Raw genomic sequence first — 12,814 nt, forward strand, 5'->3', positions numbered from 1 at the left:
GCGAGGCCTGCTGCCGGGCGCTCTCAGTCCTCGATGCCTTCCGCCGCACGCTTCTCGCGCAGTTCCCTGATCGCGCGGCGGCGGGCGAGGCGGTGGGTGCGCCGGATCTGCGCCTCCTGGTAGCGCCGCTTGTCGCGCTCCGTCTCCGGGATCACCTGCGGTACGGGGCGCGGCTTGCCGTCCGCGTCGACCGCGGCGAACACCAGATAGGCACTGCCGACCTGCTGGGCGGGGGTGGATTCGTTCCATCGCTCGGCCATGACCCGGACGCCGACCTCCATCGAGGAGCGGCCGGTCCAGTTCACCTGGGCGCGGACGTGAACGAGGTCACCGACGCGGACCGGCTCCAGGAAGACCATCTCGTCCATCGAAGCCGTCACGGCGGGGCCGCCGGAGTGCCGGCCGGCCACGGCGCCCGCCGCGTCGTCGACCAGTTTCATGATCACGCCACCGTGCACCGTACCCAGCAGATTGGTGTCGCTGCCGGTCATGATGTGGCTGAGGGTGGTCCGGGAAGCGGTGGTCGGCTTGCCCGGAATGTCGCCCTCCGGGCGCGGGGCCTGATCTGTCATACCGTCCACCTTATGCGGGGGCTTCCTCCCAGCGGCAATGCATCAGCTTCGCAACAGCCCTGGTGCGATTTCCCGCACCCCCTGTAATACCAGCACACCTGGCCTGCACACTGGACCGCATGAACGATTGGCCCGAGGGATGGTCCGACGACAACCGTGGCGGCAACCGCTACGGGCAGGGCAGCGCCGGCGAGCGACCCGAGGGCGCCCGCGTCATGCGGCACGTCCAGCGTCCGCCCGCCCCGCCGCAGCAGCGCCCCGCCCCGCCCCGGCAGCGCCAGGGGGAGCCGCAGCAGTACCCCGGCGGTCATGAGGACGGCGCGGGGTACGACAGCGGTTACAACACGGGCCAGGTCTACGGCGGCGGCAACGGCGGCGGCCAGGGCAACGGCGGCGGCCAGGGCGGTGGCGGTTACGCGCAGGGGCGCTCGGCGCCCGACTGGCGCCGCCGCATCAAGATAGGTTCGCTGTCCCTGGTGGTCGTGGTGCTCGCGGTCTCCATAGGCACGTACTTCTGGGCCGACTCCAAGCTCAAGCGCGAGGTGGACCTCTCCAAGGTCATCGAGCGGCCGAGCAGCGGCGACGGCACCAACTACCTGATCGTCGGTTCCGACAGCCGCGAGGGCATGACGGCCGAGGACAAGAAGAAGCTCCACACGGGTTCCGCCGAGGGCAAGCGGACCGACTCGATGATGATCCTGCACGACGGATCCAACGGGCCGACGCTGATCTCCCTGCCGCGCGACTCGAACGTCGAGATCCCCTCGTTCAAGGGCTCCGAGTCCGGCAAGGTCTACCCGGGCCGCGGTCGCTTCACCAAGCTGAACGCCGCGTACGCCATGGACGGTCCCGAACTCCTCGTCCGCACCGTCGAGTTCAACACCGGACTGCGCATCGACCACTACTGCGAGATCGGCTTCGGCGGCTTCGCCAAGATCGTGGACGCGATCGGCGGGGTGGAGCTGGACATCCCCAAGGCCTTCAAGGACAAGAAGTCCGGCGCCGACTTCCAGGCGGGCAAGCAGACACTGAACGGCGAGCAGTCGCTGGCCTTCGTCCGCACCAGGTACGCCTTCGCCGAGGCGGACCTGGCCCGTACGAAGAACCAGCAGAAGTTCCTCGCGGCGCTGGCGAGCCAGACGGCGACGCCCTCCACGATCCTCAACCCGTTCAAGCTGTACCCGACGATGGGGGCGGGCCTGGACACCCTGATCGTGGACAAGGACATGTCGCTCTGGTCCCTGAGCCAGATGTTCTTCGCCATGAAGGACGTCACGGGCGGCGACGGCAAGTCGATGAACATGCCGGTCGCGGGTTTCAGGAACGGCAACGTGCTCTGGGACAAGGACAAGGTCAAGCAGCTGGTGGAGCAGCTCAAGAACGACGAGAAGGTCACCGTCACCGAGAACTGACGACACCTGGCAGCAGCACCAGGCCCGGATGGGTCCGCAACGCCCGTTGCGAATCCGCCAGTACATCGGGCGGGAAGCGCTCCGAGGTGTACGAGACCGGCACCAGGCCCATCCGGTCCAGACCCTCCTTCAGCCCCTTCGACCGCTTCGACGGGGAGGACGAGGAGGGCGAGGAGGGCGAGGAGGACTGACTGCGGGATCAGCGCTCGGTGGCGTAGGAGACGAAGCCCGCCCAGGCGTTGGGGCCGAAGGCGAGGCGTGGGCCTTGGGCGTCCTTGGAGTCCCGGACGTGAACCGCGCCGGGGGCAGCGGCGACCTCGACGCAGTCATTGCCGTCGCTGCTGTCACTGAAGCTGCTCTTGAACCACTCCAAGCCGGAGGCGTCCCCTGCAGAGCTCTTGCGGATCATGTCTCTCCCAGCACTTGCTCGATGAAGGCCAGTGACTCTCCTGGCGAGAGAGCCCGAGCCCGGATGATGCCATACCTCAGTTCGAGGATCCGGAGCTGCTTCGGATCGGAGACAGGGCGACCGGCGAACTCGTTGTCGGTGCGCCCTACCGCCGAGCCGTCGCCGAACTTCAACACCTGGATCCGCCCGCCCGTTCCAGGGTGATCCCCGCAACACGTCGGCATCACCTGGATCTCTACGTTCCGCAGCTGTCCCACCTCCAGGAGGTGTTCGAGCTGCTTGCGCATCACCATTGTCCCTCCGATGGGGCGGCGCAGCGTCACCTCTTCCTGGACAAAGCTGAGTTCCGGGGCGGGCTCCCGTGCGAAAATAGAGCGCCGGGCCATGCGTGCATCGACCATCCGCTGAAGCTCTTCCTGCGAGTACGCAGGCCGACGCGTAGCGAGTAGCGCGCCCATGTATGCCTCGGTCTGCAGCAGGCCGTGGATGTTGTGATTGCCGTATGCCGACAGTTCGACGGCCCGCGCCTCCAGCTTCGCCAGGTCCCGGATCTTCTTCGGGTACCGGACCTCCGCCACGTCCTGCTTCATCGCGGCGATCTTCCCGCGCGCCCCGAGCACCTCGTCCGCCCTGTCCAGGAGCTCCGGCCGGGGGATGCGACGGCCGCCCTCCACCTTGTAGACCAGGTCCTCCCCGTACCCGATCGCAGACCCGAAGTCGCCGGCCCGCAGCCCGGCCGCCTCCCGCCATGCCTTGATCTGGCGGCCCACCGCCGCGACCACGGCCGCCCCCGACTCGTCATCGGGATCGACGTCCCAGCCCGGCTCGTCCGCCTCGGCGTCGCCGCGTTCCGTACCGGTCTCATCCACGCTCATCCGTGCCCCACTTCCGATGTGCATGCCGTTCTTGGTTCAACCCCTGGTGTCCCCGGCACGTCACCCCGGACAGCCGGGACAGCACTGGACAAGCACGGGACAATCCCCGTACGTAGGGGGCTCGTCGCTGTTCACGGTACGCACGCCACGGCCACGCTGAGCGACGTGAACCAACACATCACCCGAACCGAACATTCCGCTCCCGCCCGGCAGTTCACCGTGCTGCTCTCCCCCACCCGCCGGGGCGCGCGGCTCGCCCGCCTCCTCACCATGGCTCATCTGGGCGACTGGGGGCTTCCTACGGAGTCGGCCGCGCACATCGTCGCCGAGCTGGCCGCCAACGCCGCCGTCCACGGCCGCGTATCCGGACGGGACTTCCGACTCGGCCTCACCGCCCACCGCGACGGGCTCCTGCGGATCGAGGTGACCGACACCCGGGGCGAGCAACTGCCCGTCGCATCCACCCCCGACCAGCACGCGGAGAGCGGGCGCGGCCTGCTGATCGTCGAGGCACTCGCCGACCGCTGGGGCATCGACGTGGGACCCGTCCCGCGCAAGACGATCTGGGCCGAACTCGACCTCGTACCGCGACCGCTCCACCGGGTCGCGGAAACCCACGACCCGGTGCACCACGTCCCCGCGTTCCACGACGCATAGAGCTTTAAAGAACCTGGGGAAATTACCCTCCCCACCCAAACCCGACCCCGTCACTCACGCGGGTGACATGGGGCAACTGAGCTGGATTTCATACGGGTTGGCTGGCATATGCTCGCCGCGACAACTCCAGACATGCGACGGCCCCCGACGAGATTCACAGTCTCAACCGGGGGCCTGACCACCGAGGAAGTTAGGCCCTTCCCGATGGATACCCCGCAGATTACCGCGCCCCCGCGCGCCCCGTCCCCCGTACCCGGAGACGCCACACCGTCATCCGGTGTCATCCACATCAACTTCCGGCATGCCGCAGGCTTCACCGTCATCGGCAACCACCTCACCCAGCACCGCGGACTCTCCCTCGCCGCGATCGGGCTCGCCGCCCACATCCAGTCGCTCCCCGCCGGAGCCAGGATCGGCATCAAGCAACTCGCCGAACGCTTCCCCGAGAGCGAAACCCGCATCGCCGCCGCCCTGCGCGAACTCGAAGCCCACGGCTACCTCCACCGCAGCCGCGTACGCCTCGCCGACGGCCGCATCGTCACCCGCACCGTCTCGTACAACCAGCCCGGCGCTGTCACCCACCCCGTAGCGGCTCCCCGGCCCCGGACGGCACCCAGCAAGCCGACCCCACAGTCCGCACCGCCACCCCGCGCAACCACTCCCGAACCGCGTCCGGGTCCGGCCCCCGCACCACCCCCGGCACTCACGCCGCAACCCGCCCCCGTCCTCGTACCGGCCCCCACCGCACGCACGACGCCGCCTCCGCCGCTCCCCCGGCCGCAGGAGCTCACTCCGGAGCTCCAGCGCGCGGCCACCGCCCCCCTCGCCGACCTGCGCCGCCACGCACCCCAGCTGGTCCTCTGCGAGAACGACATCCACGCCCTCGCCCCAGGCATCGCCGCCTGGCTCGAACGCGACACCCACCCCGACACCATCCGCCACACACTCACCACCGACCTCCCCGTCCCCCTGAAACACCCGGCGAAGCTCCTCCGCCACCGGATCACGACGCTCCTGCCACCACCGCTGCCAGGAGCCCAGGACGTCACCGCACGCGCACGCCCCGGCGCCATCGTCATCCCGCTCCAGAACTGCGACCGCTGCGACCGCGCCTTCCGCTCCCGCCACCCCGGCCACTGCCGCGACTGCCGGACAGACCTCCACACAGCCGCCTGACCGAAATATCACGCAACACCCGGGTAGCCGCCCGGCCGCATGGCAACGGAGGAATATCGATCGGACCCCGGTTCCGCAAGAACGGACAGGCATGGCCTGATACGAAACACCGGCCGGAGGTCGACTTTTGCCCGTACCGGTGGGCCGCCTGGGCGGCAGAGAACAAAATGGGTGATGAAAACAGAAAAGCCGCCATATGCTCGCGATCGACCCACGAGCATATGACGTCCCCGTATTATTTAATGTCGCCCGATTCCGCGGCCTAGTCGTAGAAGAGGACTCCGTAACCGCCCTCGGGGTTGTTCGTCGAGAGCATGAACTCCGCCTTCTTGTTGTCGCCGTCGACATAGTCGCCGATGTCGTTGAAGGTGAGACAGCCACCCGAACTGGACTTCGTCGCGACCTTCTTGGAACCACTGGGGTCATGCTCCCACAGGGTGTACGAGTGGGATCTCGACGTGGAGTCGACGCAGGCCATGAAATTGCCACCGGACGAGTAGACGTAGTCGGTGAACCACTGGCCCAGGTTTACGTCACGGTGCTTGAAAGTGCTCGATCCGACAGGATCCCAACCGGATGAAGCGTTCGCGGTACCCATTCCGGCAGCAACCGCCACCGAGGCAAAAAATGCCACACCGATAACCTTGAGCTTGCCCATATTCACCCTTTCAAAATCCCGGTGATCTTACAGTTGAGGACTGTAGCACGCACCACAACGGAGCCAATGGAATATATTTCCGGAATATGGAATTCCAGATTCCCGCGCAAGAGTACGCATTCAAGGAGACCCTAAAAAAAGGGACATAAGTGGGCAACGCGCCGGAACGAACCGCGACTGCCAAGCGGACAGAGCACGTCACGGCCCCCGGCATGGCGCCGGGGGCCGTGACGTTGACGTAGTCGGGACGAAGTCGCTACGGCAGGTTCCTCGCCATCACGATCCGCTGGACTTGATTCGTTCCTTCATAAATCTGGGTGATCTTCGCGTCGCGCATCATCCGCTCCACCGGGTAGTCCCGCGTGTAGCCGTAGCCGCCGAGCAGCTGGACCGCATCCGTGGTGATCTCCATCGCGACGTCGGAGGCGAAGCACTTGGCCGCGGCGCCGAAGAAGGTGAGGTCGCCGTCGAGGCGCTCGGACTTGGCGGCGGCCGAGTAGGTGAGCTGGCGGGCCGCCTCCAGCTTCATGGCCATGTCGGCGAGCATGAACTGGATGCCCTGGAAGTCGGCGATCGGCTTGCCGAACTGCTTGCGCTCCTGGACGTAGCCCTTGGCGTAGTCGAGGGCGCCCTGGGCGATGCCGAGGGCCTGGGCCGCGATGGTGATGCGGGTGTGGTCCAGGGTCTTCATCGCGGTGGCGAAGCCGGTGCCCTCCTCGCCGATCATGCGGTCGGCGGGGATGCGGACGTTGTCGAAGTAGACCTCGCGGGTCGGGGAGCCCTTGATGCCGAGCTTCTTCTCCGGGGCGCCGAAGGAGACGCCCTCGTCCGACTTCTCGACGACGAAGGCCGAGATGCCCTTGGAGCGCTTGGTCGGGTCGGTGACGGCCATGACCGTGTAGTACTCGGAGACGCCCGCGTTGGTGATCCAGCGCTTCACGCCGTTGAGCACCCAGAAGTCGCCGTCGCGCACGGCCTTGGTCTTCATGCCGGCCGCATCGGAACCCGCGTCGGGCTCGGAGAGGCAGTACGAGAACATTCCGTCGCCCTTGGCGAGCGGGCCCAGGTACTTCTTCTTCAGGTCCTCGGAGCCGGAGAGGATCACCGGGAGGGAGCCGAGCTTGTTCACGGCCGGGATGAGGGAGGAGGAGGCGCAGACACGGGCCACCTCCTCGATCACGATGACCGTGGCGAGGGCGTCGGCACCCGCACCGCCGTACTCCTCGGGTACGTGCACCGCGTGCAGGTCCGCCGCGGTCAGGGCGTCCAGCGCTTCCTGCGGGAAGCGCGCCTCCTCGTCGACCGCCGCCGCGTACGGGGCGATCTTCGCCTCGGCGAGCGCACGCACCGTCTCCCGGAGCATCTCGTGCTCCTCGGCCGGACGGTACAGGTCGAAATCGGTCGAACCCGCCAAGACGCTCACTCCCCAAGACGCTAACTACCGTTAAGTAACCCAATTTTAGAGCGCGGCCCCCGCGATGGCCTATGCAACGCCCGCGTGAGCTTCGCGACAGGGGTGGGTGAAATCGTGAGGAAAGGGGCGGGGAAGGGGGTGGAGAAGGGGGCGGGAAGCTGTGCGGGCGGGCGGAATCCGGGTTTTCGGGAGCACGACTATGCTCGTTCACCGCACGTCTGTCCGCATCTCCCAGGAGCAATTCATGGCCCTCAGGATCACTGTGATCGGCACCGGCTACCTCGGTGCCACCCACGCCGCGGCCATGGCCGAGCTGGGCTTCGAAGTGCTCGGCCTCGATGTCGTGCCCGAGAAGATCGAGATGCTCGGCACCGGCAAGGTCCCGATGTACGAACCGGGCCTGGAGGAGCTGCTGCGCAAGCACGTCGAGGGCATCGAGGGGTCCACGGGGCGGCTGCGGTTCACCACCTCCCCGGAAGAGGTGGCGGACTTCGGCGATGTGCACTTCGTCTGTGTGAACACTCCGCAGAAGCATGGTGAGTACGCCTGCGACATGAGTTACGTGGACGCCGCCTTCGAGTCGCTGGCGCCCCACCTGACCCGGCCCGCGCTGGTCGTCGGGAAGTCGACCGTCCCGGTGGGCTCGGCGGCCCGGCTCGCGGCGCGGCTGGCGGAGCTGGCGCCGGTGGGTGCCGACGCGGAGCTGGCCTGGAACCCGGAGTTCCTGCGCGAGGGCTTCGCCGTGAACGACACCCTGCACCCGGACCGGATCGTCGTCGGTGTGACGAGCGAGCGGGCCGAGAAGCTGCTGCGCGAGGTGTACGCGGTGCCGGTCGCCGAGGGGTCGCCGTTCGTGGTGACGGACTTCCCGACCGCCGAGCTGGTGAAGACCGCGGCCAATTCGTTCCTGGCCACGAAGATCTCGTTCATCAACGCCATGGCGGAGGTCTGCGAGGCCGCCGACGGCGATGTGAAGAAGCTGGCCGAGGCGATCGGGCACGACGAGCGGATCGGCTCGAAGTACCTGCGGGCCGGGATCGGCTTCGGCGGCGGCTGTCTGCCGAAGGACATCCGGGCCTTCATGGCGCGCGCCGGTGAGCTGGGCGCGGACCAGGCGCTGACCTTCCTCCGCGAGGTCGACTCGATCAACATGCGGCGCCGCGGCCACATGGTGGAGCTGGCCCGGGAGGCCGTGGGCGGCGATTCGTTCCTCGGCAAGCGGGTGGCGGTGCTGGGCGCGACGTTCAAGCCGGACTCGGACGACGTACGGGACTCGCCGGCGCTGAACGTGGCCGGGCAGATCCACCTCCAGGGCGGCCAGGTCACGGTCTTCGACCCGAAGGGCATGGACAACGCCCGGCGGCTCTTCCCGACCCTCGGTTACGCGGACACGGCGCTGGACGCGGTGCGCGGCGCCGATGTGGTGCTGCATCTGACGGAGTGGCGCGAGTTCCGCGAGCTGGACCCGGCGGCGCTCGGCGAGGTCGCGTCCCGCCGGATCATCCTGGACGGCCGCAACGCGCTCGACAGTGAGCTGTGGCGCGGGGGCGGCTGGACGTACCGGGCGATGGGGCGCCCGACGGCCTGAGCCGGAGAGAAGAACCTCAGCCGCGCTTCGCGCGGTAGGTGCGCATCTTGGCGCGGGCGCCGCACACCGACATGGAGCACCAGCGGCGGCGCCCCGCCGGGCTGCGGTCGTAGTAGGCCCAGCGGCAGTCCTCCGCCTCGCAGGCCTTGAGCCGGGCCCAGGTGCCGTCGGCCGACGCGGTGGCGATGGCCGCCGCGACGCGTGCGGTCAGCCCGGCCGGTTCGGTGGCGGGGCGCAGTGCGGCGGCGCCCGCCGCGTCCACGGTGACGCGCAGGGGCGCCTCGGCGAGGAGCCGGTCGAGCGGGGACGCGGCGTCGTCCGGCGGGCGGTGGCCGGCGTGGGCGAGGCAGGCGGTACGGAGCGCCTCGCGCAGGATGCGGGCGTCCTGGACCTCCGGTTCGGTGAGGCCGAAGGCGGCGCGTCCGTCCGCCGTATCGAGAGTGTCCGCGCCCGTCTCGACGTCCAGGGTGTTGACCAGGGCCTCGATCAGCGCGAGTGCACCGGGGGCGGATTCCTTCTCACTCATGGTGCGACCTCATGGTTGCGACGTTACCTCCTTTGCGAGAGCATGCAGTAACGGTTACCTGTTGAGCGTGTGTACAGGTAACCGACTGTATCCATCCGTCCGGAGGAGGAATTGTCATGGCTGTCGCCACACTGGGTGCCGTCGTTCTGGACTGCCCCGACCCGGCCGCGCTCGCCGGTTTCTACGCGGGGCTGCTCGGCGGAGAGATCGTGCCCGGCGGGGAGGACTGGCTGGAGCTGACCGGGGCCGGGGGCACACTCCTCGCGTTCCAGGCCGCGCCCGGTTTCGTACCGCCGCGGTGGCCGAGCGCGGACGCATCGCAGCAGATCCATCTGGATCTGACCGTGCCGGACCTGGACGCGGCGGAGAAGGAGGCGCTCGCGCTGGGCGCCACCGTGCTGGAGGCGGAGGACCGGGAGCGGAGTTTCCGGGTGTATGCGGATCCCGCGGGGCACCCGTTCTGTCTCTGCGCGGGGTAGTGGACGACGTGTGGGGGCGCCCCGGAGGGTGCCCCCACACACGTGACGCGGGACCGGCTCAGCCGGTCGCGCCGTCCAGCTGCTCGATCGTGGCGTGGGACGGGCCGCGGCGGGTGCGCAGCTCGCGCGCCACGTCCTCGGCGTCGCGCAGCACCCGTACGGCGTTCTGCCAGGTGAGCTTGGCGAGGTCGGCGGTGGACCAGCCGCGGCCGAGCAGCTCCGCGATCAGGTTCGGGTAGCCGGCGACGTCCTGGAGGCCCTCCGGGAGGAAGGCCGTTCCGTCGTAGTCGCCGCCGATGCCGATGTGGTCGATGCCGGCGACCTCGCGCATGTGGTCGAGGTGGTCGGCGATGGTCGCCACGGTGGCCATCGGGCGCGGGTTGGCCGCTTCGAAGGCGGCGTGGATCTTCATGGCCTGCGCGGTGGTGTCGAGGTGGTGCAGGCCGTGCGCGCGCATGTTCTCGTCCGCGGCCTCGGTCCAGGCGACGGCCTCCGGCAGGACGAACTTCGGCACGAAGGTCGCCATGGCGATGCCGCCGTTGGCGGGGAGCCGGCCGAGGACGTCGTCGGGGATGTTGCGCGGGTGGTCGCAGATCGCCCGCGACGAGGAGTGCGAGAAGATCACCGGCGCCGTGGAGGTGTCGAGCGCGTCGCGCATCGTGGTGGCCGCCACGTGGGAGAGGTCGACCAGCATGCCGGTGCGGTTCATCTCCCGTACGACCTCGTGGCCGAACGGCGAGAGACCGCCGACGCCCGGTTCATCGGTCGCCGAGTCCGCCCAGGCGATGTTGTCGTTGTGCGTGAGCGTCATGTAGCGGACGCCCAGGGTGTGCAGGGCGCGCAGGGTGCCCAGCGAGTTGTTGATGGAGTGGCCGCCCTCGGCGCCCATCAGGGAGGCGATGCGGCCCTCGGTGCGGGCCGCCTCCATGCCGTCGGCGGTCAGTGCGCGCCGCAGGTCGGCGGGGTAGCGGCCGATCAGCTCGGCGACCACGTCGATCTGTTCCAGGGTGGCGCTGACGGCTTCGTCGCCCGCCATGTCGGTCTGTACGTAGACGGACCAGAACTGGGCGCCGACGCCGCCCGCGCGCAGCCGGGGGATGTCGGTGTGCAGATGGGCCGACTGGTCGGTGGCGATGTCACGGGCGTCGAGGTCGTAGCCGACCTGTTCGCGCAGCGCCCACGGCAGGTCGTTGTGTCCGTCGACGACGGGGTACTCGGCGAGGAACTCCCTCGCCCGCTCCAGCCGGTCCGCCTGCTCCGTCTGCTCCGTCTGCTCCACGGACGCCTACTTCCCGAAGCCGAAGGAGTCGGCGCCCTGGACCTTGCTGCGGAGCCGCTTGCCCTTCTCCGTCGCCTGGTCGTTCAGCTCCTGCTGGAACTCCCGCATCCGGGCCAGCAGCTCGCCGTCGTGGGCGGCGAGGATGCGGGCGGCGAGCAGGCCCGCGTTGCGCGCGCCGCCGACCGAGACGGTCGCGACCGGCACACCGGCGGGCATCTGCACGATGGAGAGCAGGCTGTCCATGCCGTCGAGGTACTTCAGCGGGACCGGCACGCCGATGACGGGCAGCGGGGTGACGGAGGCGAGCATGCCGGGCAGGTGGGCGGCGCCGCCCGCGCCCGCGATGATCGCCTTGAGGCCGCGGTCCGCCGCCTGCTCGCCGTACGCGATCATCTCGCGCGGCATGCGGTGGGCGGAGACGACGTCGATCTCGTACGGGATCTCGAACTCGTCGAGGGCCTTGGCCGCTGCTTCCATGACGGGCCAGTCGGAGTCCGAGCCCATGACGATGCCGACGAGCGGCGCGGCGGTGCCGGGGGAGGTCATTCGGTGATCGTTCCTCGCAGGTAGTCGGCCGCGTGCCGGGCGCGCTCCCGCACGTCCGCCAGGTCGTCGCCATAGGTGTTGACGTGTCCGACCTTGCGGCCGGGCTTCACGTCCTTGCCGTACATGTGGATCTTGAGCTGCGGGTCGCGGGCCATGCAGTGCAGGTACGCCTGGTACATGTCCGGGAAGTCGCCGCCGAGGACATTGGACATGACCGTCCAGGTGGCGCGCGGGCGCGGGTCGCCGAGCGGCAGGTCGAGCACGGCCCGGACGTGGTTGGCGAACTGCGAGGTGATCGCGCCGTCCTGCGTCCAGTGGCCGGAGTTGTGCGGGCGCATGGCCAGCTCGTTGACCAGGATGCGCCCGTCACGGGTCTCGAAGAGTTCGACCGCGAGGTGGCCGACGACACCGAGCTCGGAGGCGATCCGGAGCGCGAGCTGCTGGGCCTCGCCGGTGAGCCGCTCGTCCAGCTCGGGGGCCGGAGCGATCACCGTGTCGCAGACCCCGTCGACCTGGATCGACTCGACGACCGGGTAGGCGACGGCCTGGCCGTGCGGCGAGCGGACGATGTTGGCCGCCAGCTCCCGTACGAAGTCGACCTTCTCCTCGGCGAGGACCGCGACACCGGCCCGGAAGGGCTCGGCCGCGTCCGCCTCGGAGCGGACCACCCAGACGCCCTTGCCGTCGTAGCCGCCGCGGACCGTCTTGAGGATGACGGGGAAGCCCCCGGTCTCCTCGGCGAAGGCGCCGACATCGGCCGGGTCCTTCACGATGCGGTGGCGGGGGCAGGGCGCGCCGATCTCGCTGAGCTTCGCGCGCATCACCCCCTTGTCCTGGGCGTGCACCAACGCGTCGGGTCCCGGGCGCACGGGGATGCCGTCCGCCTCCAGGGCCCGCAGATGCTCGGTCGGTACGTGCTCGTGATCGAAGGTGATCACGTCACAGCCGCGCGCGAAGGCACGCAGCGTGTCCAGGTCGCGATAGTCGCCGACGACGACTTCGCTCACCACCTGGGCCGCCGAGTCCTGGGGGGTGTCGCTGAGGAGCTTGAACTTGATGCCGAGGGGGATGCCCGCCTCGTGGGTCATTCGGGCGAGCTGACCGCCACCGACCATGCCGACTACCGGGAACGTCACTCCTCCAGGGTATCCGCCGCCCCGGGGAGCTCCCGACGACGCCCTCCGGCTGCTCCGGGCCGGGCGGTCGTGTCACAGCATCGCCAC

General features: G+C 69.1%; 15 protein-coding genes. 5 read left to right on the forward strand and 10 right to left on the reverse strand.

Translation table 11 applies throughout. The annotated features are described in order from the left end of the window. Nucleotides 1–23: 23 nt before the first annotated feature. Nucleotides 24–572 (reverse strand): acyl-CoA thioesterase, encoded by a 549-nt coding sequence (locus OG978_RS16350; RefSeq protein WP_326765931.1) that lies wholly within the window; start codon nucleotides 570–572, stop codon nucleotides 24–26. Between the two features lie 119 nt (nucleotides 573–691). On the opposite strand from OG978_RS16350, the gene OG978_RS16355 reads away from it, so the two are divergent. Further along, on the forward strand, nucleotides 692–1,984 hold the full coding sequence (locus OG978_RS16355; RefSeq protein ID WP_326765932.1) for an LCP family protein: 1,293 nt from the start codon (nucleotides 692–694) through the stop codon (nucleotides 1,982–1,984). On the opposite strand, the gene OG978_RS16360 is transcribed toward OG978_RS16355, so the two are convergent. From OG978_RS16360 to OG978_RS16370, 3 genes are all read right to left on the reverse strand, one after another. After that, nucleotides 1,971–2,096, reverse strand: a complete 126-nt coding sequence (locus OG978_RS16360) for a DUF5954 family protein (protein ID WP_442817697.1) — start codon at nucleotides 2,094–2,096, stop codon at nucleotides 1,971–1,973. The genes OG978_RS16355 and OG978_RS16360 overlap by 14 nt on opposite strands. Nucleotides 2,097–2,183: 87 nt before the next feature. Further along, a complete protein-coding gene (locus OG978_RS16365; protein ID WP_326765933.1) occupies nucleotides 2,184–2,393 on the reverse strand; it encodes a DUF397 domain-containing protein in 210 nt (69 codons plus the stop codon). Further along, on the reverse strand, nucleotides 2,390–3,268 hold the full coding sequence (locus OG978_RS16370) for a helix-turn-helix domain-containing protein (protein WP_326765934.1): 879 nt from the start codon (nucleotides 3,266–3,268) through the stop codon (nucleotides 2,390–2,392). The genes OG978_RS16365 and OG978_RS16370 overlap by 4 nt, the downstream gene beginning before the upstream one ends. A gap of 165 nt (nucleotides 3,269–3,433) precedes the next feature. Here OG978_RS16370 and OG978_RS16375 point away from each other — a divergent pair, with 165 nt between their 5' ends. Further along, nucleotides 3,434–3,925, forward strand: a complete 492-nt coding sequence (locus OG978_RS16375) for an ATP-binding protein (protein ID WP_326765935.1) — start codon at nucleotides 3,434–3,436, stop codon at nucleotides 3,923–3,925. 204 nt (nucleotides 3,926–4,129) lie between these two features. Next, nucleotides 4,130–5,101 carry a helix-turn-helix domain-containing protein gene (locus OG978_RS16380; RefSeq protein WP_326765936.1) on the forward strand — a complete coding sequence of 324 codons (972 nt, stop codon included), beginning with the start codon at nucleotides 4,130–4,132 and terminating at the stop codon, nucleotides 5,099–5,101. A gap of 262 nt (nucleotides 5,102–5,363) precedes the next feature. Here the strand turns inward: OG978_RS16380 and OG978_RS16385 are convergent, their stop codons facing one another. Continuing rightward, the gene (locus tag OG978_RS16385) at nucleotides 5,364–5,699 is read right to left on the reverse strand and encodes a hypothetical protein (protein WP_326765937.1); all 336 of its coding nucleotides are present in this window, start codon (nucleotides 5,697–5,699) and stop codon (nucleotides 5,364–5,366) included. A gap of 316 nt (nucleotides 5,700–6,015) precedes the next feature. After that, complete coding sequence (locus OG978_RS16390; protein ID WP_326765938.1) at nucleotides 6,016–7,173, reverse strand: acyl-CoA dehydrogenase; 1,158 nt, start codon at nucleotides 7,171–7,173, stop codon at nucleotides 6,016–6,018. A 244-nt stretch (nucleotides 7,174–7,417) separates the two neighbouring features. On the opposite strand from OG978_RS16390, the gene OG978_RS16395 reads away from it, so the two are divergent. Next, nucleotides 7,418–8,761: a UDP-glucose dehydrogenase family protein gene (locus OG978_RS16395; RefSeq protein ID WP_326765939.1), complete on the forward strand. Its 1,344-nt coding sequence runs from the start codon at nucleotides 7,418–7,420 to the stop codon at nucleotides 8,759–8,761. Between the two features lie 16 nt (nucleotides 8,762–8,777). Here the strand turns inward: OG978_RS16395 and OG978_RS16400 are convergent, their stop codons facing one another. Continuing rightward, a complete protein-coding gene (locus OG978_RS16400; protein ID WP_326765940.1) occupies nucleotides 8,778–9,287 on the reverse strand; it encodes a CGNR zinc finger domain-containing protein in 510 nt (169 codons plus the stop codon). A gap of 116 nt (nucleotides 9,288–9,403) precedes the next feature. Here OG978_RS16400 and OG978_RS16405 point away from each other — a divergent pair, with 116 nt between their 5' ends. Continuing rightward, nucleotides 9,404–9,766 (forward strand): VOC family protein, encoded by a 363-nt coding sequence (locus OG978_RS16405; protein WP_326765941.1) that lies wholly within the window; start codon nucleotides 9,404–9,406, stop codon nucleotides 9,764–9,766. Between the two features lie 58 nt (nucleotides 9,767–9,824). On the opposite strand, the gene OG978_RS16410 is transcribed toward OG978_RS16405, so the two are convergent. The 3 genes from OG978_RS16410 to OG978_RS16420 are packed head-to-tail and all read right to left on the reverse strand — an operon-like array spanning nucleotide 9,825 to nucleotide 12,727. Further along, the gene (locus OG978_RS16410; RefSeq protein ID WP_326765942.1) at nucleotides 9,825–11,045 is read right to left on the reverse strand and encodes a dipeptidase; all 1,221 of its coding nucleotides are present in this window, start codon (nucleotides 11,043–11,045) and stop codon (nucleotides 9,825–9,827) included. Nucleotides 11,046–11,051: 6 nt separating this feature from the next. Further along, a complete protein-coding gene (gene purE / locus OG978_RS16415) occupies nucleotides 11,052–11,591 on the reverse strand; it encodes a 5-(carboxyamino)imidazole ribonucleotide mutase (protein WP_326765943.1) in 540 nt (179 codons plus the stop codon). Then, nucleotides 11,588–12,727: a 5-(carboxyamino)imidazole ribonucleotide synthase gene (locus tag OG978_RS16420; protein WP_326765944.1), complete on the reverse strand. Its 1,140-nt coding sequence runs from the start codon at nucleotides 12,725–12,727 to the stop codon at nucleotides 11,588–11,590. The genes purE and OG978_RS16420 overlap by 4 nt, the downstream gene beginning before the upstream one ends. Nucleotides 12,728–12,814 lie beyond the last annotated feature (87 nt).

Source organism: Streptomyces sp. NBC_01591, from assembly GCF_035918155.1.
In the GTDB taxonomy this organism is placed as follows: Bacteria; Actinomycetota; Actinomycetes; order Streptomycetales; family Streptomycetaceae; genus Streptomyces.